The following is a 25927-nucleotide window of genomic DNA, read 5'->3' as shown; positions in this document are numbered from 1 at the left end:
AGCTGGGCGGCTTCGTGAGAAGCACCATGACGGGCAGGCGTGACAGCTATCTGTCAGGTATCAGGACAGGCGCCCGGAGGCCGGGAAGGCCCGGCCGGAAGAAGCGCCTCAGGCGGCGACGGTGTCGGCCAGGAGCGGCACACGCTCCAGCACCAGTTCGTCGTCGCGCAGCGAGAAGCGCAGCAGCATCGAGCCATCCTCGTTCTCCATCAGGAACGAGTGGATGGGGCCGAACACGAACCGCAGTTCCTGGGCGTTGCACGTGGGCAGGTACGTCCGCAGGACGCGAGGGTCGTAGTAGCGGAAGTAGAGGCGCTTGCCATTCTCGTCCTGGACCTTGAGGAAGCGACGCAGGTGGCGGCGCAGCACCTCGGGCGCGACGGGCGCTTCGACATACAGCCCCCACGCGCGTCCCCAGGCCGTGCCCAGCAACTCCCCCAGCAGGGGCGCATCGGGCCGCAGGCGGACGAGATAGGGCGCCACCTCCGCCAGTTCGGGGGCGATGCGCCCCTCGTAGAGACACGAAGCGGCGGGCTCCCAGCGAATCAGCGGGTACACACGCGGCTCGCGGGCCGCGTCGAGCAGGGCGTAGCGCTCCAGCGGAGGCGTGCCCTCTTCCCGCGCGGACCAGAGCAACGCGGACAGGTGTCTGGCGCGCGGTGACATCGTCGTTCTCCCGCTCAAGCAGCGCGCTTCTGGGAGGCTTGCAGGGCCTTCTTCTCGCACTCCTCGCAGAAGGGCGTGCCGTGGGCGGCGGCCTGCCGCAGGGCGTGCACCTGCGCGGCGATGTCCTGCTCGGGCGCGGGAGGCGGAGGCGCGGGACGCTCCACCGGGGGAGCCTCGCGTTCAATGAGCACCGGCTCGATGAAGGAGGGCGGCGCCTGGCGCACCCGTGGAACCTCGCGCACCTTCAGCTCACCATCGAGCAGGGCCCGCTCCACGCGCTGCGTGAGCCGCTGCTCGAAGTGCGTTCGCTCCAGCGTGGACAGCCCCATGGGAGTCATCCCGCCCAGCGCCTCATAGAGCGAGTACATCGTCGCGCGCGAACCGGAGAGCCACCGGTCCAGGTGCCAGATGGCCAGCCCGCCCACCACCGGCACGAAGTCCTCGCCGTCCTCGAACGTCATGTCGACGGTCCGCGCAATCTCGTAATCGAGTTGCGTTCCCGGCAACAGCCAGGAGCGCGCCTGCGAAGACTTTCGACGAGGAAGCATGGGCTCAGTATCTCACAGGGCCATGGTGAAGGGACGGGCCCGCCCGAGACGACTAGGGCGAGGACGCGGGTGCGGCCTCCATCGGAGCTTCCTCCATCGGAACCTGGGGCACCGGCGCGGGCGGCGCCGTCTCGCCGGGGACCTTCCCGGTGGGCTTGCGCGCCTTCTCCTTCTCCCACTCCTCGGCGGAGAGGGGGATGATCTCCTTCAGGGTGGAGTACTCCATCTTGAGGTCGCGCGGCTCGGTGCGAGTGTCCGCGCCGGCGGTGAAGGACAGGCGGTTGATTTCGTGCCCCGACTCCGTCTCCAGCACCACGCGCCAGTGGCCCGGCTTCAGGTTGGACGTCGTGGCGTAGTAGCGATAACCGCCGTCCGTCCCGTTGCTGCTGACGTTGGCGATGAAGCCGTTGCCGCTGGTCGTCCAACCCTTCTCCGGGTGGTCGTAGTACCAGCGCACGCGGACCTTGTAGGGCGCGAAGTTCTTCGGCGCGAAGATGCGGAAGAAGTAGTACGGCTTGTCGCCGGGCCGAATCACGAAGTCCGGACCGAACCACGTCCACGGCTTGTACCAGATGGAGTCTTCCACCGAGGTGAGCTGGTACAGGCCCGGGCCGACGCGCTTCACGTCGTGGAAGATGCCCGAGTACTGCACGGCCAGCGGAATCGGCGGGATGACGCCCACCAGGTAGCAGACGAGCAGCGCCGCCTGCACGCCGAAGCCCGGCAAGGCCACCTTGCGCACCACGTACTCGACATCCGGGCGCAGCCGCTCCATCAGTCGCATCAGCCCGAAGACGCTCGCGCAGCCCAGGGACACGGCCAGCAGGAACACCCAGAAGCCCATCCGGCCGATGAGCACGGGCAGGAGGAACGCGAAGTACATCGTCACGCAGAGGCTGAGCAGCGCCACGCGGACGATGGGGCCCAACTGCCGGAAGCGCGGCAGCTCGTTCGCCACCAGCAGGCCGAAGAGGCCCACGATGAAGATGTACGGCATGAAGCCCGACGTGCTCTTGAACAAGAGCAGCATGAACACGCTGAGCAGGCTTCCGAAGAAGAAGTGGATGGCGTCCTCACGCCAGCGCCACACCTTCGTCAGCGCCACGGGAGGCGGCGTGCCCTCCGGATAGCGCTGCTCCAAGAGGAGCAGGGACGCGAGGATGAGCAGGTACGCGAAGCTCTGCACCATCGTCAGCGTGTCGTCGATGCGACTGAGCGAGATGATGTCGTAGAGGAAGCCACCGAAGAAGAAGGCGGCCATCTCCCACTTCTCGTGCCGGGCGCGGAACGCCTGCACCTTCTCCATCAGCGTCGGCGTCTTCGCCGTGGCCACCAGGTCATCGGGGTCCACCGTCGCGGGGGAGATACCTGGTGGGGCATCCGTCAACACGACTGCGGCGTTGGTGGGGGCGATATCGGAGACCGCCGGCGGTGCACCCGACGGGTCGACGGTCTCTTCGGTCTTCTGGGAGCTGTTGGGCGGAGTGGCGGTGACCACGGTGTTTCCTCGCGGTAGCGGCCGCCCATCCTAGCCTCGGGCGGGGAGCAAATCTCCCCTCCCCCCCGAGCCCGCTCCCCCAGGTCAGGCTGGGGGCTTGCCGGCGAGCAGGTCGGTCAGCTCGCCGCGTTCCTCAATCTCCGCCAGGATGTCCACCCCGCCAACGAACTGCCCGCGGATGAAGATCTGCGGAATGGTGGGCCAGTTCGTGTAGTCCTTGATGCCCTGGCGAATCTCGGGGTCGGCCAGAACGTCCACCGTGAAGACCTGACCGTGGGGCTGGAGAATCTGGAGCGCCCGCGCGGAGAAGCCGCACTGGGGGAACAGGGCGTTGCCCTTCATGAAGAGGACGATGGGGTGCGCCTGGGTGAGCTGGTCGAACCGGGCCTTGAGCTCGGGGGTCATGGAAGTCTCCTTAGCGGTTCCCGAGCTTCTTCCACTGCTCGGGCGAGTAGGTTTTAAGAGCCAGGGCATGCAGTTCGCCCGACTTCAGCCATTGCTGGAGCGGCGCATACACGAGCTGGTGTTGCTGCACCATCGCCTTGCCGGCGAAGTCGGGGCTGACGACGCGGGCCTCGAAGTGGTCCCCCGTCCCCGTGGTGTCCTGGACCTCCACCTCGGAGCCCGGCAGGGCCTCCAGGATGCGGCTGCGGACGAAGTCTGCGTCGAGCATCAGTTCATTCCCCTTCCCATCACCAGCATGGCTGGGTCCACGCCCATGCCACGCAATGTCGTCTCCCACAACTTGCCTGGCTCGAGTTCCAGCACGGCGTCCGCGCTGGCCTCGGTGAAGAGCCATGAGCCGGCGGCGATTTCGCTCTCCAACTGCCGGGGGCCCCAGCCCGCATAGCCCAGGCAGAAGCGCAGGCGGGGCGCGGCGCGCTCCAGCAGCGGGCCCAGCGCGTCCAACGTCACGCTGAGGAACAGCCCGGGCAGCACCGAGTGCTTCTCCAGCACGCCGCCGTCGTCGTGCAGCACGAAGCCTCGCTGCGGCTCCACGGGGCCGCCGATGAAGACGGACTGGGCGGTGCGCTCGGTGTGGATGTCCAGGTTCTGCCCGCGCGCCAGCTCGCCCAGCGACAGCGGTGCACCCCGGTTGACGACGAGCCCCATGGAGCCGGACTCCCCATGCTCAATCATCAGGATGACCGAGCGATAGAAGTTGGGGTCCCCGAGCTGAGGCATGGCCAGCAGAAAGCCGGGAGCGAGGTTCTTCACGAGCCGAGCATCAACCGTTCGAGCGAGCGGCGCAACCGGAACCGCCCCTCTCGGGGCCCGCTCCGAGCGCGCCGCCGCCTGGCCTCAGTGCCAGCTGGTGTGCTTGGACTGAAGCGCCTCGGACAGTCGCTCCGGGTTGAGCGGCTTGCCGATGAAGAGGTCCGCGCCCAGGCCCTTGCACTTGCGCGCCATGGCCGCGTCGCTCATCGCGCTCACGCCGATGAGGACCGCCTGGGGGAAGCGCTCGCGCAGTCGGGACATCAGCGTGGCGCCGCTGCGACCGGGGAGGAACACATCGACGATGGCGGCGTCCATGCGCTTGTTGCGCACGGCGAACTCCGCTTCCTCGGCGCTGCCCACGGGCAGGGGCTCGTAACCCCAACCCGCCAGCATCTCGACGAGGATTTCGCGGTGGGAAGGATCATCCTCCACGACGAGGACCGAGCTGCGCACGGTCTCCACCTTCAAGTCGTCACTGCGTTCCGTGCGCTCCTTCGCGTCGTGGCCGAGCACGGGGAGGGTCTCTTCAGTGGTGGGCAGGGACATGAGGGCACCGGTTGGGCAAAAGGTTTCCGTGTGATGGGAACCCACATTTCCACGGTGGGAATTCCTCGCACCCACGGGTGCCCAGGATGTTCCTCAGGAGGCCTTGCGAGGGCTCGCCGAGAGTGCCTGGGAAGCGAGCGAAGCGCCGAGCACCAGGAGGACGAGCAGCGCCCACGCGGGCAGCACGACGCGAGCGCCGCCCTCGTAGATGAGGGCCGCGTAGCTGGTGCCCAGATATCGCCCCAGGGACATGGGCTCCATGCGGGCGATGCCGAAGAAGCTCACGGTGGACTCGGTGAGGATGGCGGTGGGCAGGCGGCTGAGGAACACGGCGAGCGCGAAGGGCCGCAGCGCGGGCCACAGGTGGACGCGCAGCACGTGGACTCCGCCACCGCCGAGCGCGCGGGCCGCGGCGACGAACTCCTGTCCCTCCAGCGTGGCGAGCCGGTTGCGGAACATGCGAGCGGGGCCCGCCCAGCCGACGAGCGCGAGAGAGGCCACCATCAATCCGAAGGGGCCCAGGCCACCGCTGTGTCCCGCGTCCGCGAGGGACTGGCCCGCGAGTTGGAGCACCATCACCACGAGCACATCGGGCAGGGCGAAGACGGCGTCCACGCCGCGCAGCAGGGCCTGCTCCCAGGCGCCGCCAACGAGTCGTGCCACGGCCGCGACGATGAGGCCGATGAGCGTGGAGAGTCCGCCCGCGCACAGGCCCACGGCGAGGGACACCCAGAGTCCACCGAAGGCCAGCTCGCACACGGTGCGGTCCGGCCGCATCGGGTCCTCGCCCAGGGGACAGGTGCTGGCGAGCACCTCGGGGAACAGGCGTCCGGCCACGAGGCTCAGCACCCCGAGGCCCACGAGCAGGAGGAGTCCGAAGCAGGCGCGCGCGGGGACGCGGTTCATGCGAGCCCCCTGTATCGGACCAGCGCGGCATCCGACTTCTGGCGCACGGAGCAAGGGCGACACGCGCGCTGAGTCAGCGAGTCACACGACTCCGCTCCGGAGCACGTGATTGCAGGAACAAGCCTCACGCGCGAGCCTCCCGCGAGCGAGGGTCCACCGCGTACCGGGTCAACTCGACGGCGAGGCTGACGACGACGAGCAGCGAAGCAAAGGTGGTGGTGGCCACCACGACGACGGCCACCTGCTTGTTGAGGACGGCCAGCACATAGAGCTGACCGAAGTACGGGAGGCCCAGCACGCGCTCGGCCGCGAACGAACCGGCGAGCAGGGCCGTCGCCACGGGCCCTATCGCGTCCAGCAACGCGGGCAGGACATTGGGCAACACGTGACGACGCAGCACGGTGCCGGGAGCGAGTCCCTTGCCCAGCGCGGTGCGCACGTAGTCGCGAGACAGCTCCGTCTCCAGCGCGTCCCCCACCAGGGTGCCCAGGAAGATGCCCGGCCAGATGGATGTGACGAGCGCGGCGCAAAGCTCCGGCAGCATGTTGCCCCGCTCCACCACGGAGGGAGCCAGCAGGAGCGCGGGGATGAAGACAGGGGTGCCGAAAGCCAGCGCGGGCACGACATCGCCGAGCGCGGCCCATCGGCCCCGACGCCAGCGCGTGCGCACCATCGCGAAGCCGAGCGCCCAGGTCAGCGCCAGGGGCAGTGCGAGCAGTCCCACGCCGACGCTGCCGGACAGCTTGCGCGCCAGTTCGTCGCCGGTGACACCTTGCGCGCTCGTGCCCAGCCGCTCGCCGCGCCAGAGCTTCTGCCAAGGCCGAAGGAAGCCCAGCGGCTCGCCGATACCCAGGTCCCGTCGATACGAAGCCGCCAGCTCCGGTGACACCTGCCGCTTCGCTTCGCTCTCGGTGGTGAGCGGCAACATCGCCATGAGGAAGTACGAGGCCACCGCCACGAGCGGCACCAGCACGAGCTGTCGCGCCAGCTTCTGGAGCACCGACCTCATGGCCACACCTCGGCGCGCCGCGCCTCGACCGGGAGCAGCAACGACGTGGCCAGCGCCACATGCGACAAGAGCCCGAGCCTCATGGCGTCATCTCGAAGCGCTGCGAATCCATCAGGCGCGGCAACGTCGCGGACAGCGCCACATGCGTCGTCATGGCACCACCTCGGCCTGCTTCGGTTCCGGAGTGGATTGCCGCAGCGTGCGCAGCGCCAGGAAGTTGAACGGGTCCACGTCCAGGCCCTGCAGCGTGGCCCGAGCACGGTAGTAGCGGTCCGGGTGATAGATGGGCGCAATCACCGCCTGCTCCCCCACCAGCACCTCCTGCGCCTGGGTGTACAGCGCATGAGCGCGAGCCTCATCCGCCTCTCCATCCGCCGCCTCCAGCAATCGCTCGAAGCGGCCCATCGGCTCACCACCCGCCTGCGTCTCCCAGCCCGTCTGATGGTTGCCCTCGCGCTCGAAGAGCGTGAAGAACGTATTCGGGTGCGCGTAGTCCCCGCCCAACCGGCGCAGATACAGGTCATACGCGCGAGGCCCCTGCGCCGTGCGCCGCGCCACCTCCGCCGTGAAGTCCGACCGCGCCTCCAACACCACCTGCACACCCACGCGAGCCAACTGCGCCGCCACGCGCTCCGCGATGGCGACCTCCGGCACGAAGTTGTCGCCCGAGCGATACACGAGCCGCAACGGCCGCTCCAACCCAGCCACTCCGGCCAGCTCCTGCTTCGCGCGCTCTGGCTCGTAGTGCGGCAGGCGCGCCGCCTCCTCCGTCGAAGCCGCCCCCGGAAGCTCCGGAGGCAACAGCACATGCGACGGACGCGCCGCCGGCAGCAACCCCGCCACCAGCGCCTCGCGGTCCAGCGCCCGCGACAACGCGCGACGAACCTCGGGCCTGTCCAGCGGAGCGCGCTCTGTGTTGAAGGCCAGGTAGTACGTCGACAGCAACGGCTCGCGCTGCAAATCCCCGGGCCGCTTCACACGCAGCGCCGCCGCGCTGTCCACGAACACGAAGTCCACGCGGCCCCGCTCATACAGCGCCGGGCCAATCTCCGACTTCATCAACGTGATGACGGGCACGGGCGCCTCACCGGGCACCATCGGCGGAGGAAACGCGGAGCGCGGGTTGTACACCAGCCGCACCCGCTCGCCCGCGCGGTCCCAGCTCTCCACGCGGTACGGCCCCAGTGCCAGCGGACGCCCATCCCGAGGCCGGTCGAAGTAGTCGCGGACCTCCTCGTCCGCCCTGCCCTCCAGGTCCGCGGCGGGCGCCGGATAGAAGATGTAGACGTTGGCCACGCGGGCCAGGAAGTAGCTGCGCGGATGCACCAGCGTCACTCGCAGGGTGTGCGCATCCACGGCCTCCACGCCCACGCGCTCCATCGCCGCGCGGACCTCCGCCTCCAGAGCCATGCGCTCCTGGAGCGCCAGCACCTCCGACGCGCCATCCAGGTCCGCCATCTCCCCGCGCTCACGCCCTCGCAGCGCACGCCTCCACCCCACGACGAAGTCGCGAGCGGTGAGCAACGAGCCGTCCGACCAGTGCACATCCCGCCGCAGGTGGAAGACGTAGACCTCGCGGCCCTTCTCGTCGCGAGCCCGCTCCCAGCGCTCCGCCAACCCAGGTTGCACCGAGTGGTCCGCGCCGAGAACCGTGAGCCCCCGCTGCGTGGCCAGCATCACCGGATAGTTGGCCCAGCTCTCGGGGTCCGAGTGACTCCAGTCGAGCGTGGTGGGCATCGCGGGCACCACCACCTTGACGCCCGCGTCGGGCTGGAAGCCGCACGGCCCGCATGCCCCGGTCACCCAGGCCAGCAAGAGACACCACCAGGCGAGTCGCGCGCGAGGAGCCACCGGAGCACGTTGTACCCCGAAGCGCCGCTCCCCCGAAAAGGAGAAGCCAGGAGACCGGCGACTCCTGGTCGGCCGGCATCCTGGCTTCGGTACCTCACGGAGGAAGCTCCTCCGCTGTCACCCCGGCGCTAGGCCGGAGCGGGGGCCGGCGTGGACGGAAGGTCCGGCGGTGCGGCCTTCAGGCTGTCGGAGAACGGCTTGCGGCCGAACTCCTCCGGCTTCTCCAACACCAGCGCCTCGCGCAGCACGTCGTCCACGAACTCCACCGGGACGATGCGCAGCTGCTTGCGAATCTTCAGCGGGATGTCCTTCAGGTCCTTCTTGTTCGCCTTCGGAATCAGGACCGTCTTGATACCCGCCCGGTGCGCGGCCAGCGTCTTCTCCTTCAGGCCGCCGATGGGGAGCACCCGCCCGCGCAGGGTGATTTCACCCGTCATCGCGACGTCGCGACGGATGAGGACCCGCGTGAGCGCGCTCACCAGCGCCGTGCAGATGGTGACACCCGCCGAAGGACCGTCCTTCGGAATGGCGCCTTCCGGCAGGTGGACGTGGATGTCGTAGTTCTCGAACACCTTGCGGTCGATGCCGAAGCGCTCGGCGCGGCTGCGCACGTACGACATGGCCGCCTGGGCGGACTCCTGCATCACCTCGCCCAGCTTGCCGGTGATGATGAGCTTGCCCTTGCCCGGCATCACGGTGGCCTCGGTGGTGAGAATCTCACCGCCCAGCTCCGTCCACGCCAGGCCAGTCACGATGCCCACCTGGTCCTCCCGCTCCGCCACGCCGTAGCGGTACCGAGGGGTGCCCAGGAACTTCATCGCCGTCTTGCGGTCCACCTCGATGTCCCGCTTGCCGTTCTTCAGCACGTCGCGGGCGATCTTCCGGTACACGCCGCCAATCTCACGCTCCAGCGAGCGCACGCCGGACTCACGCGTGTAGCGGTGGATGATGGTCCTCAGCGCCTCGCGGCTGAAGTCCACCTTGATGTCCGCCAGCCCGTTGGCCTCCTGCTCCTTCGGGATGAGGTAGCGCCGGGCGATGGAGAGCTTCTCCGGCTCGGTGTACCCCGCGATGCGAATCACCTCCATGCGGTCCTGCAGCGGACCGGGGATGTTGTGCATCGTGTTCGCGGTGCAGATGAACATCACCTTCGACAAGTCGTAGTCGAGGTCCAGGTAGTGGTCGTTGAAGTTGTGGTTCTGCTCGGGGTCCAGCACCTCCAGCAGCGCCGCGCTCGGGTCGCCTCGGAAGTCCGTGGACATCTTGTCGATTTCGTCGAGCAGGAAGACGGGGTTGTTGCTGCCCGCCTTCTTCAGCGACTGGATGAGCTTGCCCGGCATCGCGCCGATGTACGTGCGACGGTGGCCGCGAATCTCGGCCTCGTCACGCACGCCGCCCAGCGACAGGCGCACGAACTTGCGGCCCGTGGCCCGTGCAATCGAGCGCGCCAGCGACGTCTTGCCCACGCCCGGAGGACCCACGAAGCACAGCACGGGGCCCTTGAGCTTCTTCACCAGCTGCTGCACGGCCAGGTACTCGAGGATGCGCTCCTTCGGCTTCTTCAAGCCGTAGTGGTCCTCGTTGAGCACCGTCTCCGCTTCCGTCACGTCGAGCCGGTCCTGCGTCTCGTCGTACCAGGGGAGGCTGATGATCCAGTCGATGTAGTTGCGGACGACGGTGGCCTCGGCGCTCATCGGGCTCATCATCCGGAGCTTCTTCAGCTCCTTCTTGACCTTGAGCGTGGCCTCCTTGCTCATCCGCTTGTTCTTCAGCTTCTCTTCAATCTCCTGAATCTCGTTCTTGAACTCGTCGCGCTCACCCAGCTCCTTCTGAATGGCCTGCATCTGCTCATTCAGGTAGTACTCCTTCTGGGTCTTCTCCATCTGCTTCTTGACGCGGGTGCGGATCTTCTTCTCCACCTGGAGAATCTCGATCTCCCCCTGCATCAGCTCGTACAGCTTCTCCAGCCGCTTGGCCGGGGACTCCGTCTCGAGCAGCGCCTGCTTGTCGTTCAGCTTCAACGACAGGTGGGCGACGATGGTGTCAGCGAGCCGCGCCGGGTCGTCGATGCTGGCGACCTGCATCAGCATCTCTGGCGGGATGCGCTTGTTGAGTTTGACGAAGGCCTCGAACACGGAGTGGACGCTGCGAACCAGCGCCTCCAGCTCCACGCTCTTCTCCGTCTGCTCTTCGACCTCCTCCACCTCCACCATGAAGAAGGCGTCGTTGGGGTGGAACTTCTTCACCTTGGCCCGGCGCACGCCCTCCACCAGCACCTTCACCGTGCCGTCAGGCAGGGGAAGCAGCTGGATGACGTGGCCCATGGTGCCGAAGTGGAAGATGTCGTCGGGAGAGGGGTCATTCGTCTTGGCCTTCTTCTGGGCGGCCAGCAGGATGACGGCCTTGTCGTCCGGCCCCTTGTGAGCCATCGCGTCCTTCAACGCCGCGATGGACTTCTCCCGGCCGACGAACAGCGGAACCACCATGTGCGGGAACACGATGATGTCCCGAAGGGGCAAGAGCGGGACAGTGAGTCCCCGCTTCTGGGCTTCCTTCTTGTCGTCACGTCCGAAGAACATGTATCCGCCACCTGCTGGCCTACCGGGAGGGTAGGCCCCTGAAGAGTTGCCCGGTTGCTCGCCCGACGAGCGCTGACCCGGGGTGAAGCATGTCTATAACACGTCGAATTCAGACGCCGTTCCCCGCCTCAACATTGGGGAACCACTTGCTGCCTTCAAGGGAACACCCGGAGCCGACTCGGATGTCCGCCTGGGGTGTCAGCGGCCCTGCGCTGCCTGCCCACCCTGGAGCCCTCCCACCTCCAACGCCTGGAACAAGAACGCGTACTGGTCCGCGCTGGATTCAATGCTCTTGGCCACCTGGTCCGCGCCACCATGTCCCGCGTTCATTTCGATGCGCAGCAGGGCGGGTGACAGGCCGCCAGGTGCGTTCTGCACCGCCGCCACGAACTTGCGAGCGTGCATGGGGTCCACCCGGTCGTCGTGGTCCGCGGACATCATCAACAGCGCGGGGTAGCGCACGTCCGGCCGGACATGGTGGTAGGGCGAGTAGGCGTGCAGCGTCCGGAAGTCCTCGGCCTTCTCCGCCGTCCCGTACTCCGGAATCCACGTCCGCCCGCTTCCGAAGAGGTGGTAGCGCACCATGTCCAGCAGGGGCACCTGGCACACCACCGCGCCGTACAGCTCCGGGCGCTGAGTCATGGCCGCCCCCACCAGCAGGCCGCCGTTGCTGCCTCCCTGGATGGCCAGCTTCCGGGGCTGGGTGTACTGCTCGCGGATGAGGTACTCGGCGGCGGCGTGGAAGTCGTCGAAGACGTTCTGCTTGTTCGCCTGGCGGCCCGCCTCGTGCCAGGCCGTGCCGTACTCGCCGCCTCCGCGCAGGTTGGCCACCGCATACACCCCTCCCGCGTCCAGCCAGGGCAGGATGCTGGCTCGGAAGTTGGCCTCCATGTTCACGTTGAAGCCGCCATACCCGTACAGCAGCGTGGGGGCGTTCCCGTCCCGCTTCAGGCCCTTCCGGTACACCAGGAACATGGGCACGCGGGTGCCGTCCTTGGAGGGGTAGAAGACCTGGTCCACGGTGTAGGCCGCCGGGTCCATGGGCAGCTCCACCTGGGCCCACAGCTGGGACTTCCCGCTCTGGACGGACGTCTTGTAGACGCGCCGGGGCGTGGTGAAGGACGTGAAGACGAAGTACGCCTCGTCCTCGTCCTCCAGGCCGGACAGGTTGGAGGCCGCGCCCACCCCCGGCAGTTCCACCTCGCGCACGGGCTTGCCCCGCAGCGTCGCCACGCGGATGACGGTGGTGGCGTCCTTCATGTACTCCAGCGCCAGGTGCTCCCCGACGATGTTCATGTTCTGGAGCGAGGCCACCGGGTCCTCGGGGACGATTTCCTTCCACGCCGAGCGCTCGGACCTGGCCGGGTCCACCTCGAACACGCGCTGGCGCGGGGCGCCCTCGTCGGTGTTGACGTAGAAGCGGCCCTTCCAGGCCACCACGTTGTAGCGGGCGCCCTGCCCCTTCACGAGCAGGCGGAAGTCCTTCTCACCGGGCCGCTTCCAGTAGACGTCGTTCTCGTTCCAGCCCCGGAGGATGTAGACGAAGAGGAACTGGCCATCGCGGCTCAAGTCACCCTGGAGGAAGGTGGTCGGGTCACCCGTGTGCGGGTGCACCAGCGCGTCCTTCTTCGGGTCCTCGCCCAGCGAGTGGAAGCGCAGCGTGGTGTAGCCCGGCCGCGCGTCCACGGGGATGGAGGCGTCCGAGGGCAGCCACTCGTAATAGAAGCCCTTGCCGTCCGGCGTCCAACGGGGCTGCGCGTACTTGGCGCCCTCGATGACGTCCACCTTCGACCACTGGCCCGAGTCCACGTCCACCACGTGCAGCACGGCCTCGTCCGCCGCGTTGGGCTTCTGCGCGAAGACGAGCTTCTTGCCGTCCCATGAGGGAGCCCACGTACCCAGTGACACGGAGCCATCCTGGCTCCAGCCGTTGGGGTCCAGGAGGACTTTCTCCGCGCCCTTCTCGCCGTCACGCCAGTAGAGGACCGCCTTCTCCTTGTCCTTGTGGGTGCGGATGTAGAAGTAGCGGCCCGCGCGCCGGGCGGGGATGGAGATGGAGTCCACGTAGAACAGCTCGCGGAAGCGCTTCACCAGCGCGTCCCGGCCAGGCATCTTCGCCAGGGCCTCGCGCGCGACGGCGTCCTGCGCCTTCATCCACGCCTGGACGTCGGGAGCCTTCTCGTCTTCCAGCCAGCGGTAGGCGTCCGGCACCGTCACGCCGTGCACCGTGTCCACCACCGCGTCCACCCGTGTCGCCGGGTATGCCATGCGCGAGTGTTCCTCCTGGGCTCGCGTCCCCACCGGGGCCGCCTCCCGTTCCGCCGGCTTCGAGCCAGCGCAGGCAGAGAGCATCAACAACAAGGCGGGCAAGGGCAGCCGTGTCATGGAGCCAGCACATACAGAAAGCCCCAGGCCCGTCCCACAAAAACCGTGGGCCGCCTGGCAGGCCGGCCCTCCCGACAGAATGCGTGGGGCGCGTCGGGCCTGCTTCCTGGCCCTTGACGCGCCCCGTCACATCTCGAGGGACCGCCCCTGGAAGAGGCGGCCCCGTCTTGCCGCGCTAGGCGGATTCCTTCTTCGGCTCCGCGGGCTCTTTCTCCGCCGCGGAGTGGAGGATGACGGGCTCGCTCTTCTTGAGGATGACCTCCTCGGAGATGAGCACCTCGCGCACCGTCTTGCGGGACGGGATTTCGTACATCACGTCCAGCATGGCCGACTCCAGGATGGAGCGCAGGCCACGGGCGCCGGCCTTACGGCGGATGGCCTCGCTGGCGATGGCCTTGAGCGCGCCGTCGGTGAACTTCAGCGCCACGCCGTCCAGCTCGAAGAGCTTCTTGTACTGCTTGGTGAGCGCGTTCTTCGGCTGGTTGAGGATGTTGATGAGCGCGGGCTCATCCAGTTCCTCCAGCGCGGTGATGATGGGCAGACGGCCGATGAACTCCGGAATCATGCCGAACTTGAGCAGGTCCTCCGGCTCCACGTGCTTGAGCAGCTCCGTGAGGTTGCGCTGCTTCTTCGACTGGATGTCCGCGCCGAAGCCCAGGCTGCGACCACCGAGGCGCCGCTCAATCACCTGGTCCAACCCGCCGAAGGCGCCACCGCAGATGAAGAGGATGTTGGTGGTGTCCACCTGCAGGAACTCCTGCTGGGGGTGCTTGCGGCCACCCTTGGGCGGAACGTTGGCCACCGTACCTTCGATGATCTTCAGCAGCGCCTGCTGCACGCCCTCGCCGCTGACGTCGCGGGTGATGGAGGGGTTCTCCGACTTGCGGGCAATCTTGTCGATTTCGTCGATGTAGACGATGCCGCGCTGCGCCCGCTCGATGTCGTGGTCGGCCGCCTGGAGCAGGTTGACGATGATGTTCTCGACGTCCTCGCCCACGTAGCCGGCCTCGGTGAGGCAGGTGGCGTCGGCAATCGTGAAGGGGACGTTGAGGATGCGCGCCAGCGTCTGCGCCAGCAGCGTCTTGCCGCTGCCCGTGGGGCCCAAGAGGAGGATGTTGCTCTTCTGGAGCTCCACGTCCTCGAGCGCGACCTTGGACTCGATGCGCTTGTAGTGGTTGTGAACGGCCACCGACAGCGTCTTCTTCGCCCGCTCCTGGCCGATGACGTACTCGTCCAGCACGGCCTTGATTTCAGAGGGCCGGGGGATGCGCAGCTTGGTGTCCTTGGTCTCCTCGCGGTCGATCTCCTCCGCGATGATGTCGTTGCACAGCCCGATGCACTCGTCGCAGATGTAGACCGTTGGCCCCGCGATGAGCTTCTTCACTTCCTTCTGCGACTTGCCGCAGAAAGAGCAGCAGAGGGTCTGGTTGTCTCGCTTCTCCACGTTCTTGCCCGCCATGAAATCCCTCGCTGCGCCTGTAAAGCCGCCACCCTGCCTCGCGCCACCCAACCCGGCCTCAAAGCAATCTAGTCAGCCCCCATCAGGGACGTCCACGCGCCTTCCCGGTACTTAACAGGGAGAGTGGGTCGGCGCAGAAAGCAGAAAGCCGGAGACGCGGGGACGAATTCCCGCGGCTCCGGCCACCGGCCGAGGCGTCAAGCCCCGGCGAACCGCTACTTCTTCTCGTCCTTGCCCAGCCCGACGACCTTCCTCGGGTTCTGGATTTCATCCACGATTCCGTAGGCTTTCGCCTCCGTGGCGCCCATGAAGTAGTCGCGATCCGTGTCCTTCTCGACTCGCTCGATGGTCTGCCCGGTGTGCTTGACGATGATGTCGTTGAGCTTCGCCTTCATCCGGAGGATTTCCCGGGCCTGGATTTCGATATCCGTGGCCTGGCCCCGCACCCCGCCCAGGGGCTGGTGGATCATGATGCGGCTGGAGGGCAGCGTGTAGCGCTTGCCCTTCGTCCCGGCGAGCAGGAGCACGGCCCCCATCGACGCCGCCTGGCCCACGCAGATGGTGGACACCGGCGGCTTGACGTACTGCATCGTGTCGTAGATGGCCATGCCCGCCGTCACGGAGCCGCCCGGCGAGTTGATGTAGATGTTGATGTCCTTGTCCGGGTCTTCGGACTCGAGGAACAACAGCTGGGCGACGATGACGTTGGCCACGTCATCGTCGATTTCGGTGCCCAGCATGATGATGCGGTCCTTCAGGAGCCGGCTGTAGATGTCGTACGAGCGCTCACCGCGGTGCGTCTGCTCGATGACGTAGGGAACGGGCATGAAGGGCATGTCGACCTCGAGTAGCGGGCTCTGAAGCTCTTAGGAGACGGCTCGGAAAAGAACCTCAGGAATACTTCGCCCGGCCCTTCAGGAATTCAATCGTCTTTTCCTCGCGCAGTCGCAGAGACAACCCGAGGCGCTCGTCCGGACCCTTGAAGTACTTCTTCACGGCGGCCACGGGCTGGCCCGCCTCCACGGCGAGCTGTTCGATGCGCGCGTCCACGTCGGTGTCGGACGCCTGCACGCCCTCCTTGAGGGCGATGGACTCCAGCAGCAGCGTGCCCTTCACTTCCTGGAGGGCCTTCTCGCGCATCTCCTCGCGCAGCCGGTTGAAGTCCAGGTTCAGGCGGCTGGGGTCCACGCCCGAGCGCTGCAGCTGCTGCAGGGCGCCCCGCAGCATGGAGTCCATGGCGCGCTCCACCATGGCGCGAGGAACCTCGAACGGGTTGCGCTCCACGAGCACCTTCACCAGGGCCTCGCGCTCGTCGTTGTCCGCTTGCGAACGGCGCGCCTTCTCCATGTCGGTGCGCAGCTTGCCGCGCAGCTCCTCCATCGTCTGCGCGATTCCCGTCTCCTTGGCGAAGTCGTCGTTCAGCTCGGGGCTGATCTCCTTCTTCAGCTCCTTGAGGGTGACGTGGAAGCGGCCCGTCTTCCCCTTCACTTCCTCCACCCGGTAGTCCGCGGGGAAGGCGTAGTCGATGTCCTTGGACTCGCCCACCTTGACGCCCTCCAGGGCGGCGATCTTGGACTCGACCAGCTCACCGGGCTGCACCTGGACGGTGATGCCCTCGGCCTTGCTGCCGGTGAACGGCTGGCCGTCCACGGTGGCGTCGTAGTCCACGGTGGCGTAGTCGCCGGAGGCCGCCGAGTCGCGGTCCGCCACGGGCTCCAGCCGGCTCAGCGACTGGCGCATGCGGTCCAGCTGCTCGTTGACCTGCTCGTCGGTGACGGACACTTCCGTCTTCGTCAGGGGCAGCTCCGCGTACTCCTTCGCCTCGACCTTGGGCTTGACCTCCACCCGGGCCTCGAAGCTGAACGGAGCGTCGGCCTTCAGGCCCTGGTTCGTCACCTGCGGGCTGGCGACGACCTCGACGTTGTGCTCGCGCACGGCATCCAGGTAGGCGCTCTGCACCACGCGCTGGATGACCTCGTCCTCGATTTGATCCTTGAAGCGCTGCTCCAGGATGCGGCGGGGGACCTTGCCCTGGCGGAAGCCCGGCAGCTTCACCTGCTTGCTCAACGCGGAATAAGCGCGGTTCAGCTCTTCCGCCACGCGGGCGGACTCGACCTCGATGGAGAGCTTCTTCTCAACGGGAGAGAGCTCTTCGACCTGGACCTTCATACGGGCCTCGCTCGCCGCCGCCTCGGACAATCGTCCCGAGCGGCGCCGGATAAGTGGGACGTGCGCGTTTAGGGGATAGGCACGAACGGGTCAACGCGAAATGGGCGAGGAGGGACTCGAACCCTCACACCTTGCGGTACCAGATCCTAAGTCTGGCGCGTCTACCAGTTTCGCCACCCGCCCGGATGCGCCGCGTGCCGTGTTCCGTACATACCGCGAAACGTCCGCTGGACGTCAGCAGGCGGCGGCGCAGTGCGGAAAAACAAACGGGGCCTCTCCATTTCTGGAGAGACCCCGTCATGAGAGCGGAGGGAATCGAACCCACAACCTATGGATTAAGAGTCCATTGCTCTGCCAATTGAGCTACGCTCCCGGCACTGCGCTTGGCCCGTCGGCTGCGTGACGTCCAAGTGGCGGCGGTAACTACAGAAGGCCGCCCGCGCTGTCAAAAAGTATTTTCGTCCCCCCTGCATTCCCACGCGGAGCGATCACCCCTCGGAGACGCCGAGTCCGGGTGACGCCGCGCCGCCCGCCCCACGGGCTGGCGCAACCGTGGGGCCACGCGGGGATGAAACACGCTCCCAGCACCGCTGTTGAACGAGGCCACGTCGGGCCTTTTCGCGACCAGTCCACCGGAGCGAACAGGCACGCACGGCCCCTTATTCGGGATTCGCACGGGTGCACCGCCGAGGCACAGGCGGGCGGACGGAGGTCGTCCGCCCTTTTCGCGCAGACGCATGCAGGAGAGACGACAGTGACTGAAGCCAACATGTCCCCCAAGGTGGAAGAAGCGGGCCTGGCCCACGGCGGCTGGAGCCGGGAGCGGATGGAGCTGATTCGACGCACCATCTGCCCGAGGGGAATCAGCGAGGACGAGTTCGCCCTCTTCATCGAGCAGTGCAAGCGCAGCGGGTTGGACCCCCTCCTCAAGGAGGCCTTCTGCGTGGCCCGCCGGCAGAACATCGGCAACCGCGAGCGGCCCAACTGGGTGAACAAGTACGAGTTCCAGCCCTCCGAGGCCGGCATGCTCGCCCGGGCCGAGCGCTTCCCGGACTTCAAGGGCATCCAGGCGAGTGCGGTGTTCGCCGAGGACGACATCGTCGTGGACCAGGGCAAGGGCGAGGTCGTGCACCGCTTCAACCCGGCCAAGCGCAAGGGCGCGCTGGTGGGGGGCTGGTCCCGCGTGGTGCGCGACGGAAAGCTGCCCGTCGTGGTGTGGCTGGACTTCAGCGGCTACGTCCAGCAGACGCCGCTGTGGGCCAAGATTCCCACGACGATGATTGAGAAGTGCGCCCGGGTGGCGGCGCTGCGCAAGGCGTATCCCGAGGCCTTCGGAGGCCTGTACGTCCGCGAGGAGATGCCGGCGGACGACTTCGAGCCGGCGGCCCCAAGCCACGCGGAGCCCACGGGCGCCTACGAGGTGCTGGGCGCGCGTCCTGGCCCCGTGAAGGCGTCCTTCCCCACCCTGCCCGCCGCGCCCGCCAGGGAGGAGAAGCCGCAGCGACTGGACGTCGACGTGCCGCTGGCGCCGCTTCCCCCCAAGGAATCGGCGAGGGCGGTGGAGGTGGATGCCGCTGAAGCCCCCCACCCCGTCGAGCCGCCCGCGCCGCGCCAGAGCCCCAAGGCCAGCGCCGTGGTGGTGGCCTTCGGCCCGTACAAGGGGAAGACGGCTTCGGAGCTCTCCGACGAGGAGCTGAGCGAGAGCATCGAACTGGCGAACGAGAAGCTGATGGAGCAGCCCCGCGCGCGCTGGGCCAAGGCGATGCGGGAGAACCTGCTCGCGCTGGAGGCGGAGACGGAGCTGCGCTGCCGCGTGCCCACCGCGGACAAGGGCAACGGCGCCTCGCACGGCGTCTGAGCCACGCCCGGATGGCGACGTGAAGTCCTCCTCCGCCGGAAGGGCCTCGGCGGAGGACGGGCCACGCGGCTCCACGGGGTGAGTGGTGCGGGAGTCGCTCCGGAGCGCCGTTGCTCGGGCGCGGATCATCGGAGTGACGGGGCTACTGGAGCGCGCTCGGAGGGACTTGAACCCCCAACCCCTGGGTTCGAAGCCCAGTGCTCTATCCAGTTGAGCTACGAGCGCAGAGTACGGAGAGGAAAAACGTGGGCGGCCAACCGGGGTCGAACCGGCAACCTCTGGAGTCACAGTCCAGCGCTCTAACCAGTTGAGCTATGGCCGCCGTTCCGCAACGGCGTTTGAAGCGTGGCTTCCCTACCGTGGAAAGCCGGGCCAGTACAAGGCCCAAATGTCACGGCAGCCAGGTTGGCGCCCCAAGCAGGACTCGAACCTGCGACCCCCGACTTAGAAGGTCGGTGCTCTATCCAGCTGAGCTATTGGAGCTGGCCGGGCCGCCTGCTTCCACATCGCTACTTAAAATCGGGGCGAGAGGATTCGAACCTCCGACCCCCTGCGCCCAAGGCAGGTGCGCTACCAGGCTGCGCTACGCCCCGAAAAGTAGAGTCCGGCATTGTTGAACCATCGCGAACGGACGCGCAAGGACAACGTGCCTGACGGGCCCGCTCAAGTGCCCGTGGAGAGCATCAGCAGCTTCGGCTTCATCTTCCGGAAGGCCGCGCCCCGGTGCGACACGGCGGACTTCTCCTCCGGGGTCAACTCCGCCATCGTCCGGCCACTGTCCGGAAACATGAAGATGGGGTCATAACCGAAGCCATGCGTCCCGCTCGGCGCATGGCCGATGCGGCCTTCGCACCGCCCCTCCTCCACGTGCGTCCTGCCATCCGGCCACGCCAGCGCCAGCGCGCAGCGGAACGACGCCGTGCGCTTCGCGTCGGGCACCCCGGTCAGCTCGGCGAGCAGCTTCTGGTACCGGGCCTTGTCGTCTCCCGGCGCGTACCGGGCGGACAACACGCCGGGCCGGCCGTCCAGCGCGTCCACGCACAGCCCGGAGTCGTCCGCCAGCGCGGGCAGGCCGGTGGCCCGGGCGTACTCCAACGCCTTCTTCACGGCGTTGGCCTCGAAGGTGTCGCCGTCCTCCTCGGGCTCGGGGATGGGCGCCAGGTCCGCCAGCGACACCACCTCCACCGAGTCCCCCACCAGCTCCCGCAGCTCGCGCAGCTTTCCCTTGTTGGTGGTGGCGAAGAGGAGCTTCGACTTGCCCGGCGTCATTCGAGGGCCTTGGCCTGCGCGACGACGAGTTGCTGGATGGCGGCCAGGCCCCCGTCGAGCATCGCGTCCATCGTCTTGCGGTCGAAGAGCTGGTGCTCGGCGGTGCCCTGCACCTCCACCATGCGCCCGTCCCCCGTGGCGACGATGTTCAGGTCCACGTCCGCCTTCGAGTCCTCCTCGTAGTCCAGGTCCACGCGCACCTCGCCGTTCACCACGCCCACGGAGACCGCGGCCATGGGCGTCAGCTTGGGCGTCTTGGTGAGGGTGCCCGCCTTCTGCAGCGACCGCAGCGCGAGCACCAGCGCCACATAGGCCCCGGTAATCGAGGCGGTGCGCGTGCCGCCGTCCGCCTGAATCACGTCACAGTCCAGCGTGAGGGTGCGCACGCCCAGCGTGGACAGGTCCACCGCGGCGCGCAGGGAGCGGCCGATGAGCCGCTGAATCTCCATGGTGCGGCCCGTCTGCTTTCCCTTGGCCGCCTCGCGATGGTTGCGCGTGTGCGTGGCACGAGGGAGCATGCCGTACTCGGCCGTCACCCAGCCGGTGCCCTTGCCCATGAGGTGCGGGGGGACGCGCTCCTCGGTGGAGCATGTGATGAGCACCTTGGTGTGGCCGAACTCCACCTGCACGGAGCCCTCCGCATAGCGGGACACTCCGGGGGTGATGATGACGGGGCGAAGGTCCAGCGCACCACGTTGGAAGGAACGCACGGCGGGCTCCTGGGGAAGTGAAGCGAGCGTCCCTTCTCTACCAGAGCCGCGACACGCGCGTGTCGTCCGCCTCGCCCGCCTGTCCACTCAGTGGGAGACGGGGCCTGCCACCTGGGCGGGCCTGGCGGCATCCCGCCGACGCGTCTCTCGCAGGAAGGCGAGCACGCCCTCGCTGATGGCCTCGGCCAGCTTCTCCTGGTAGTCGTCCCGCCCCAACCGCACGCCCTCCTCTGGATGGGAGATGTAGCCCACCTCGACGAGCACGGCCGGACACTCCACACCCGACAGCACGAAGAAGGGCGCCTGCTGTACGCCCCGGTCCGCCGCGCGCGTGCGTGAGACGAGCCGGGGGTGGATGGCATAGGCCAGCCGGGAGGAGTCCGAGTGCGCCTCCGTGCGGACCAGGTCCTGGAGGATGAGCGCCAGCGTCGAGTCACCGCGCGAAACGCGGGACATCGGCGCCTCCGCGTTCTCCCGGTCCGCCACCGCCAGGGCCGCCTCGCCCGAGGCGCTCGCGGACAGGAAGTAGGTCTCCACGCCCTCGGTGCGCGCGCGCATGCGGGGCGTGGGCATGGAGTTGGCGTGGATGGAGATGAAGAGGTCCGCGCCGTGGTCGTTCGTCATCGACACGCGCTCCGTGAGCGACACCAGCGCGTCTCGTTCCCGCGTCAGGTAGACCTCGCCCCCTGCGGCCTCCAGCTTCGAGCGCAGCCGGTGGGCAATCTGCAGCGCCACTTCCTTCTCGCGCAGCGCACCCGGCCCCTTCGCGCCCTCCTTGATTCCGCCGTGCCCCGGGTCGATGACGATGCGCGCGGGGCGCTCGCCGGCACCGGCGGTGACGGGGACGAGCCAGAGGAAGGCGACGAGGGCCAGGAGGGGGCGGGGGGACAGCGGCATGCCGGGGTGGAATGCTAGCGGAGCCCCACCCCGGGCGCGAACTCCCGCCCTGCCCTGCTTCAGCCGATGACTTCGATGGCGGGGCGGCCCGCCCGCACTTCACCGATGAGGGCCGCGTCCACGCCCGCCTTGTCCAGGGCCTTGAGGGCCTTGAGCGCGTCGCTGGCGGGCACGCTGGCCAGAAGGCCCCCGTTGGTCTGCGCGTCGGCGAGCACCCACTGAATCGCCTCCGGCAGTCCCTTGGGGAAGCGGACCTTCTTCTGGACGTGGGCCAGGTTGGACCGGGTGCCCCCCGGAACCACCCCCGCCTCGGCCAGCGCGGGCACCTCGGCGATGAGGGGGATGCGCTCCAGGTCGATGGCCGCGCGCGTCTTCGCGCCGGTCATCATCTCCAACAGGTGGCCCAACAGCCCGTAGCCCGTCACGTCCGTGAGCGCGTTCACCTTGAACCGGCCCGACGCGAAGACCTCGCCGGCGGCGCGGTTGAGCGTGGTCATCACCGCGATGACGCGCTTCTGGAGCTGCTTCGAGGCGAGCCCGCGTTTGATGGCCGTGGTGGCGATGCCCGTGCCCAGCGGCTTGGTGAGCAGCAGCACGTCGCCCGGCTTCGCGCCCGCGTTGGTGAGCACCTTCTTCGGATGCACCACGCCGGTGACGGCCAGGCCGTACTTGGGCTCCGGGTCTCTGATGCTGTGGCCGCCGAGGATGGAGATGCCCGCCTCCTCCACCTTGGACTGCCCCCCCGCCAGAATCTTGGAGAGCACCGACAGCGGCAGGCCGTCCGGGAAGCCCACGAGATTGAGCGCGAACAGCGGCTTCGCCCCCATCGCGTAGATATCCGACAGCGCATTCGCCGCGGCGATGGCGCCGAACTGGAACGGGTCGTCGACCACGGGTGGGAAGAAGTCCACCGTCTCCACCACGGCCAGGCCGGGCGCGAGGCGGTACACGGCCGCGTCGTCGTTCGTGTTGAAGCCCACCAGGGCCTGGGGGCCACGGGAGGACTTCAGTCCCCCCAGGATTTTCGACAGGTCCCCGGCCTTGAGCTTCGCCGCGCAACCCGCGCAGTGACTCAGCTCGGTGAGGCGCAGGCGCTTCACCGACTTCGCGTCCGCCACGGCGTGTTCCCCTTTTCGGACCCGCCCGGATGAGGGGCGGGCCCTGTGTACGACTCAGATGATGCGCACGTACTCGCGCTTGAGGAGCTGGACCAGCCCTTCGGCCGTGACGACGTCGTCCGCGTCCGCGCGATCCAACACACCCACCAGGGTCCCCTGGTTGATGACGAGCTGGAGCACGTCCAACAGCTCCGGCGTCAGCTCCTTGAGCGGCGGCGCCAGCGGGACGACCAGCTGGAGCATCGCTTCCGGAGGCGGCAGGCTCGGCTGGAGGCGCTTGAGCTCGTCGAGCTGACGGAGCGCGTCCATCAGCAGCGCCTCCGTGGACGAGTCCAGCTCCACCATGAACTCCTGGCTGTCCGCCGGACGCAGCTCGAAGTCGCCCTGCTCCCAGGTGATGATGCGGTTGAAGCTCTTCTGCGGACCCAGGTTGTGGTTGTCGCCGATGACCGCGTAGTACACGCGACCCTGGCGCAGGTAGATCTTCCCCTCCTGGGCGCTGTTGACGACCAGCACGCCGTTCTTCTTGGAGGTGTGGAAGAGCTGGAGCAGGTCCGGCAGGGGGATTTCCTCAATCTTCCCCGTCATGGAGCTGCCCTTGGTGGTGGTCCGCGCGGCCTGGGCGGCGGCGGCCTCCTCCAACTTCAGCTTGGCCATGCCCTCGTCCACGTTGGCGCCGTCAACGCCCTGGTGCACGAGCTTGAGGATGGAGGTCCCGATGAGGATGCGGTCCCCCTCCTTGAGCCCGGCCTGCTTCACCTTCTCGCCGTTGACGAAGGTGCCGTTGGTGGAGCCGAGGTCCTCGATGGTGATCTTCCCACCCGAGAAGCTGATCTTCGCGTGCTTGCGCGAGACCATGTCCTCGACGAGCACCATGTCCAGCTCGCTGGAGCGGCCGATGACGATCTGCTTCTCCGCCTTCAGCGGGAACTCTCCGCCCTGGTACTTCCCGGAGATGAACTTCAGGGCATAGGTCTTCGCGATATCCATGGTCATCAACCCGCCTGCTCCACCTTGCCGGGGTCCTTCACCAGGTTGAGATACATCTGCGCGCTCTTGTTGTCGGGGCTGCGCGCCAGCACGTCCTCCCACACCTGCACCGCCTCCGCCCTGCGTCCAGCGGAGTACAGCGCCACGCCGTACTGGATACGGCCCGGGATGAAGGCTGGGTTCTGCGTGATGACCTGCTCGTACTCGGCGATGGCCGCCACGTTGTCACCCGCGTCTCGCAGGGCGTTGCCCAGCTTGAGGCGGATGTCCACGAACTGGGGACACAGGCCCAGCGCGCGACGATACTCCTCAATCGCCTTCTGCCACGCGCCACTCGACGCGTAGACGTCGCCAATCTCGCCGTACATGTTGGCGATCTTCTTCTCGACGTAGGGGTCCAACTCACCGGGGCCGGTCTTCTGCCGGGACAAGGCGGCCTGGTAGACCTCCTTCGCCTCGGCGTACTTCCCCATGTCGTTGTAGATGACCGCCAGGTTCAGCGCCGCTTCGGTGTACGCCGGATTCAGGTTCAGCGCGGACTCGAACGCCCGCTGCGCCCGGGCGAACTGGCCCTGGTCGTGGTAGATGATGCCGAGCATGTTGAATACGTCCGCGAACGTCGGATTCTGCTCGACGATTTTCGCGAGGTACTGCTCGGCCTGGGCGTACTGCTTCTTCTCGAAGTAGCCGCGCCCGAGGGTCAGTAGCTGCTTGAGGGGCTCTTCCATGACTCGGCCCGTCCTCGGGCCCTGCCTCCGACGCAGGTAGCCTACATGAGCCCGGGCGAAAACAAGAATTCATCACCGTGAAGCGTGAGCGACAGAGACCGTTGGCCCCGGGTGTCCACCGGCCTCGACGGGAGAGAGCCCTGCAGCCGCCAGTGCTCCGTGACGACCGCTTCTTCCCGCTCCAGGCGGATGTACCACGCCTCCGCCCGATAGACGCGTCCTCGCAACATCTTCAGCTCGTCCCATTCGGGTCCCGCCACTCCGGGATTTCCAGGCGCCAACAGTCGGCCCAGGGCCTCCGCGTCCGCCGCCTCGAGCGCGCGGCGGCGGGCCTCCAGCGCGGCGACGACGGCCACCAGTCGGGGCGCGGCGGAGGGCTCCGGCGTCCAGTCACCGTCCTTCAAGACGAAGGGCACCCGCTCCACCCCGGCCGTGCCCACCTGGGTGGCGCCCAGCCTTCCCTCGAAGTCGAGCGTGGCGAAGGCCTCCGCCCGCTTCGCCCCGGGCTCCACCGTCACCGTGATTCGGGCGAAGTGGACCTCCTGGGAGGTGAGCGGAATGGCCGAGTGGGGGATGGGCAGGGAAAGCCCGTAGGCCTCGGTGCGCTTCAGGGCGGTGATGACCTCCGCCTCGGGCCCGGCGGCGAAACCCAGGAGCCGGGGGACGAGCACCGCGCAGGCGGCGAGCACCGCCAGTCCGGCGATGACCAGGCCGCCCAGACGGCTCCACTCCTCCGTCGTCCTCACGTGCCCAGCATGCGCTGGGCCTTCTCCGCGGCGGGAGTCCCGGGCAGGCGGCGCAGCACCTGGCGCAGCGTCTCCTCCGCGCGCTTCGGGTCATTCAGCTTCACGTACGCCTCGTGGAGGTCGAAGAGGGCCTCCTCCTCGACGGGCGTGCCCGGGTACTTGACGAGCAGCCCCTCCAGGCGCTGGGCGACGGCCTTCCAGCGCTCGCGCTTCGTGTAGAAGCGGGCCACGTACAGCTCGTGCTCGGCCAGCCGCTTGCGGGCCTCGTCCGCGTGCTGCTTGGCCTCCGGGGCGTACTGCGAATCCGGATACTGGCGGAGGAACTCCTCCATGGTGGACAGCCCCGCGCGAATCTCGGCCTGGTCCTTCTCCTCCGAGGGCGGGAGGGCGAAGAAGTCGGAGGGGTAGTCCTCCACGTGGGTGAGGGCGGAGCGGAAGGCCGCGTAGTCCACCTTGGGGTGGGTGGGGTGGAGCTTGATGAAGGACTGGTACTGGTCCCGGGCTTCCGGGAAGGCCTCGCGGTCGAAGTCCACGTCCGCCAGTCGCAGCTCCGCCTCGCGCGCGGCTTCCTGGTAGGGGAACTTGGCGCGGACGTACTCGAAGTACTTCTGGGCCTTGAGGAAGTCCTTGTTCTCCAGGGCCTCGCTGCCGAGCAGGAGGTTCTCCTCGGCGGTGACGGCGTAGTCGGGGTCTCCGCCCTGGCTGCCGGAGAGGGCGGCGCAGCCGGAGGTGAACAGCAGGACGGTGGTCAGGAAGGCGACGGCGGAACGCATCGGC

The 25927-nt window shown here is 67.8% G+C and carries 24 protein-coding genes and 6 tRNA genes; 1 reads left to right on the top strand and 29 read right to left on the bottom strand.

The genetic code is table 11. The annotated features are described in order from the left end of the window. Window positions 1–108: 108 nt before the first annotated feature. From G4D83_RS22450 to G4D83_RS22370, 17 genes are all read right to left on the bottom strand, one after another. Window positions 109–666 carry a DUF4123 domain-containing protein gene (locus G4D83_RS22450; RefSeq protein WP_163866831.1) on the bottom strand — a complete coding sequence of 186 codons (558 nt, stop codon included), beginning with the start codon at window positions 664–666 and terminating at the stop codon, window positions 109–111. Between the two features lie 14 nt (window positions 667–680). Then, window positions 681–1214, bottom strand: coding sequence for a hypothetical protein (locus tag G4D83_RS22445; protein WP_163866830.1), 534 nt, complete (start codon window positions 1212–1214; stop codon window positions 681–683). A gap of 52 nt (window positions 1215–1266) precedes the next feature. Next, entirely contained in the window at window positions 1267–2712 is a 1446-nt protein-coding gene (locus G4D83_RS22440; RefSeq protein ID WP_163866829.1) for a DUF2914 domain-containing protein, read from the bottom strand. 84 nt (window positions 2713–2796) lie between these two features. Then, window positions 2797–3117 carry a Grx4 family monothiol glutaredoxin gene (grxD, locus tag G4D83_RS22435; protein WP_163866828.1) on the bottom strand — a complete coding sequence of 107 codons (321 nt, stop codon included), beginning with the start codon at window positions 3115–3117 and terminating at the stop codon, window positions 2797–2799. 10 nt (window positions 3118–3127) lie between these two features. Continuing rightward, the gene (locus G4D83_RS22430) at window positions 3128–3385 is read right to left on the bottom strand and encodes a BolA family protein (RefSeq protein ID WP_163866827.1); all 258 of its coding nucleotides are present in this window, start codon (window positions 3383–3385) and stop codon (window positions 3128–3130) included. After that, window positions 3385–3930: a YqgE/AlgH family protein gene (locus G4D83_RS22425; protein WP_163866826.1), complete on the bottom strand. Its 546-nt coding sequence runs from the start codon at window positions 3928–3930 to the stop codon at window positions 3385–3387. The genes G4D83_RS22430 and G4D83_RS22425 overlap by 1 nt, the downstream gene beginning before the upstream one ends. 84 nt (window positions 3931–4014) lie before the next feature. After that, entirely contained in the window at window positions 4015–4476 is a 462-nt protein-coding gene (locus G4D83_RS22420) for a response regulator (protein WP_163866825.1), read from the bottom strand. A 93-nt stretch (window positions 4477–4569) separates the two neighbouring features. Continuing rightward, the gene (locus tag G4D83_RS22415; protein ID WP_163866824.1) at window positions 4570–5382 is read right to left on the bottom strand and encodes an ABC transporter permease subunit; all 813 of its coding nucleotides are present in this window, start codon (window positions 5380–5382) and stop codon (window positions 4570–4572) included. A gap of 124 nt (window positions 5383–5506) precedes the next feature. Further along, entirely contained in the window at window positions 5507–6391 is an 885-nt protein-coding gene (locus tag G4D83_RS22410) for an ABC transporter permease subunit (RefSeq protein WP_163866823.1), read from the bottom strand. A 150-nt stretch (window positions 6392–6541) separates the two neighbouring features. Next, window positions 6542–8128, bottom strand: a complete 1587-nt coding sequence (locus tag G4D83_RS22405; protein ID WP_240356502.1) for a peptide ABC transporter substrate-binding protein — start codon at window positions 8126–8128, stop codon at window positions 6542–6544. 242 nt (window positions 8129–8370) lie between these two features. Beyond that, a complete protein-coding gene (gene lon, locus G4D83_RS22400; RefSeq protein WP_163866821.1) occupies window positions 8371–10821 on the bottom strand; it encodes an endopeptidase La in 2451 nt (816 codons plus the stop codon). A gap of 198 nt (window positions 10822–11019) precedes the next feature. Then, a complete protein-coding gene (locus G4D83_RS22395) occupies window positions 11020–13089 on the bottom strand; it encodes a prolyl oligopeptidase family serine peptidase (RefSeq protein WP_163866820.1) in 2070 nt (689 codons plus the stop codon). 292 nt (window positions 13090–13381) lie between these two features. After that, complete coding sequence (clpX, locus tag G4D83_RS22390; RefSeq protein ID WP_141642435.1) at window positions 13382–14665, bottom strand: ATP-dependent Clp protease ATP-binding subunit ClpX; 1284 nt, start codon at window positions 14663–14665, stop codon at window positions 13382–13384. Window positions 14666–14880: 215 nt separating this feature from the next. Beyond that, window positions 14881–15501, bottom strand: coding sequence for an ATP-dependent Clp endopeptidase proteolytic subunit ClpP (clpP, locus tag G4D83_RS22385; protein WP_163866819.1), 621 nt, complete (start codon window positions 15499–15501; stop codon window positions 14881–14883). Window positions 15502–15556: 55 nt separating this feature from the next. Further along, window positions 15557–16834 carry a trigger factor gene (tig, locus tag G4D83_RS22380; protein WP_163866818.1) on the bottom strand — a complete coding sequence of 426 codons (1278 nt, stop codon included), beginning with the start codon at window positions 16832–16834 and terminating at the stop codon, window positions 15557–15559. Window positions 16835–16935: 101 nt separating this feature from the next. After that, window positions 16936–17017: transfer RNA gene (locus G4D83_RS22375), tRNA-Leu, on the bottom strand. A 117-nt stretch (window positions 17018–17134) separates the two neighbouring features. After that, window positions 17135–17207: transfer RNA gene (locus tag G4D83_RS22370), tRNA-Lys, on the bottom strand. A gap of 396 nt (window positions 17208–17603) precedes the next feature. On the opposite strand from G4D83_RS22370, the gene bet reads away from it, so the two are divergent. Then, a complete protein-coding gene (bet, locus tag G4D83_RS22365) occupies window positions 17604–18692 on the top strand; it encodes a phage recombination protein Bet (protein ID WP_163866887.1) in 1089 nt (362 codons plus the stop codon). A gap of 151 nt (window positions 18693–18843) precedes the next feature. Here bet and G4D83_RS22360 read toward each other — a convergent pair. The 12 genes from G4D83_RS22360 to G4D83_RS22305 form a co-directional block, all read right to left on the bottom strand. Continuing rightward, a tRNA-Arg gene (locus G4D83_RS22360) sits at window positions 18844–18917 on the bottom strand. A gap of 23 nt (window positions 18918–18940) precedes the next feature. Further along, a tRNA-His gene (locus tag G4D83_RS22355) sits at window positions 18941–19014 on the bottom strand. An 84-nt stretch (window positions 19015–19098) separates the two neighbouring features. Then, window positions 19099–19175, bottom strand: a tRNA-Arg gene (locus G4D83_RS22350). A gap of 36 nt (window positions 19176–19211) precedes the next feature. Continuing rightward, window positions 19212–19285 (bottom strand) — tRNA-Pro (locus G4D83_RS22345). Window positions 19286–19355: 70 nt separating this feature from the next. Then, the gene (locus tag G4D83_RS22340; protein WP_163866817.1) at window positions 19356–19961 is read right to left on the bottom strand and encodes an XTP/dITP diphosphatase; all 606 of its coding nucleotides are present in this window, start codon (window positions 19959–19961) and stop codon (window positions 19356–19358) included. Beyond that, window positions 19958–20671 carry a ribonuclease PH gene (gene rph / locus G4D83_RS22335; protein WP_163866816.1) on the bottom strand — a complete coding sequence of 238 codons (714 nt, stop codon included), beginning with the start codon at window positions 20669–20671 and terminating at the stop codon, window positions 19958–19960. The genes G4D83_RS22340 and rph overlap by 4 nt, the downstream gene beginning before the upstream one ends. An 87-nt stretch (window positions 20672–20758) precedes the next feature. After that, window positions 20759–21568, bottom strand: a complete 810-nt coding sequence (locus tag G4D83_RS22330) for an N-acetylmuramoyl-L-alanine amidase family protein (RefSeq protein WP_163866815.1) — start codon at window positions 21566–21568, stop codon at window positions 20759–20761. Window positions 21569–21627: 59 nt separating this feature from the next. Beyond that, window positions 21628–22668, bottom strand: a complete 1041-nt coding sequence (gene selD / locus G4D83_RS22325; protein ID WP_275902387.1) for a selenide, water dikinase SelD — start codon at window positions 22666–22668, stop codon at window positions 21628–21630. A 72-nt stretch (window positions 22669–22740) separates the two neighbouring features. After that, on the bottom strand, window positions 22741–23676 hold the full coding sequence (locus G4D83_RS22320; RefSeq protein WP_163866886.1) for an FHA domain-containing protein: 936 nt from the start codon (window positions 23674–23676) through the stop codon (window positions 22741–22743). 5 nt (window positions 23677–23681) lie between these two features. Beyond that, window positions 23682–24404 (bottom strand): tetratricopeptide repeat protein, encoded by a 723-nt coding sequence (locus G4D83_RS22315; protein ID WP_163866813.1) that lies wholly within the window; start codon window positions 24402–24404, stop codon window positions 23682–23684. Window positions 24405–24445: 41 nt separating this feature from the next. Then, entirely contained in the window at window positions 24446–25150 is a 705-nt protein-coding gene (locus G4D83_RS22310) for a hypothetical protein (protein ID WP_163866812.1), read from the bottom strand. After that, window positions 25147–25923 (bottom strand): outer membrane protein assembly factor BamD, encoded by a 777-nt coding sequence (locus tag G4D83_RS22305; RefSeq protein ID WP_163866811.1) that lies wholly within the window; start codon window positions 25921–25923, stop codon window positions 25147–25149. Before G4D83_RS22305 ends, G4D83_RS22310 begins: the two co-directional genes overlap by 4 nt. Window positions 25924–25927: the final 4 nt, after the last annotated feature.

This window comes from Myxococcus eversor, assembly GCF_010894455.1.
Classification (GTDB): Bacteria; Myxococcota; Myxococcia; order Myxococcales; family Myxococcaceae; genus Myxococcus; species Myxococcus eversor.
Note: the sequence above shows the minus strand (reverse complement) of the source record. Positions and strands in the feature narration are given on the sequence as shown.

Coding starts and splice junctions, on each gene's coding strand:
- G4D83_RS22450 (WP_163866831.1), bottom strand. CDS start 666: ATGTCACCGCGCGCCAGACACCTGTCCGCGTTGCTCTGGTCCGCGCGG.
- G4D83_RS22445 (WP_163866830.1), bottom strand. CDS start 1,214: ATGCTTCCTCGTCGAAAGTCTTCGCAGGCGCGCTCCTGGCTGTTGCCG.
- grxD (WP_163866828.1), bottom strand. CDS start 3,117: ATGACCCCCGAGCTCAAGGCCCGGTTCGACCAGCTCACCCAGGCGCAC.
- G4D83_RS22430 (WP_163866827.1), bottom strand. CDS start 3,385: ATGCTCGACGCAGACTTCGTCCGCAGCCGCATCCTGGAGGCCCTGCCG.
- G4D83_RS22420 (WP_163866825.1), bottom strand. CDS start 4,476: ATGTCCCTGCCCACCACTGAAGAGACCCTCCCCGTGCTCGGCCACGAC.
- G4D83_RS22415 (WP_163866824.1), bottom strand. CDS start 5,382: ATGAACCGCGTCCCCGCGCGCGCCTGCTTCGGACTCCTCCTGCTCGTG.
- G4D83_RS22410 (WP_163866823.1), bottom strand. CDS start 6,391: ATGAGGTCGGTGCTCCAGAAGCTGGCGCGACAGCTCGTGCTGGTGCCG.
- G4D83_RS22405 (WP_240356502.1), bottom strand. CDS start 8,128: ATGCCCACCACGCTCGACTGGAGTCACTCGGACCCCGAGAGCTGGGCC.
- lon (WP_163866821.1), bottom strand. CDS start 10,821: ATGTTCTTCGGACGTGACGACAAGAAGGAAGCCCAGAAGCGGGGACTC.
- G4D83_RS22395 (WP_163866820.1), bottom strand. CDS start 13,089: ATGGCATACCCGGCGACACGGGTGGACGCGGTGGTGGACACGGTGCAC.
- clpX (WP_141642435.1), bottom strand. CDS start 14,665: ATGGCGGGCAAGAACGTGGAGAAGCGAGACAACCAGACCCTCTGCTGC.
- clpP (WP_163866819.1), bottom strand. CDS start 15,501: ATGCCCTTCATGCCCGTTCCCTACGTCATCGAGCAGACGCACCGCGGT.
- tig (WP_163866818.1), bottom strand. CDS start 16,834: ATGAAGGTCCAGGTCGAAGAGCTCTCTCCCGTTGAGAAGAAGCTCTCC.
- bet (WP_163866887.1), top strand. CDS start 17,604: ATGTCCCCCAAGGTGGAAGAAGCGGGCCTGGCCCACGGCGGCTGGAGC.
- G4D83_RS22340 (WP_163866817.1), bottom strand. CDS start 19,961: ATGACGCCGGGCAAGTCGAAGCTCCTCTTCGCCACCACCAACAAGGGA.
- G4D83_RS22330 (WP_163866815.1), bottom strand. CDS start 21,568: ATGCCGCTGTCCCCCCGCCCCCTCCTGGCCCTCGTCGCCTTCCTCTGG.
- G4D83_RS22320 (WP_163866886.1), bottom strand. CDS start 23,676: ATGGATATCGCGAAGACCTATGCCCTGAAGTTCATCTCCGGGAAGTAC.
- G4D83_RS22315 (WP_163866813.1), bottom strand. CDS start 24,404: ATGGAAGAGCCCCTCAAGCAGCTACTGACCCTCGGGCGCGGCTACTTC.
- G4D83_RS22305 (WP_163866811.1), bottom strand. CDS start 25,923: ATGCGTTCCGCCGTCGCCTTCCTGACCACCGTCCTGCTGTTCACCTCC.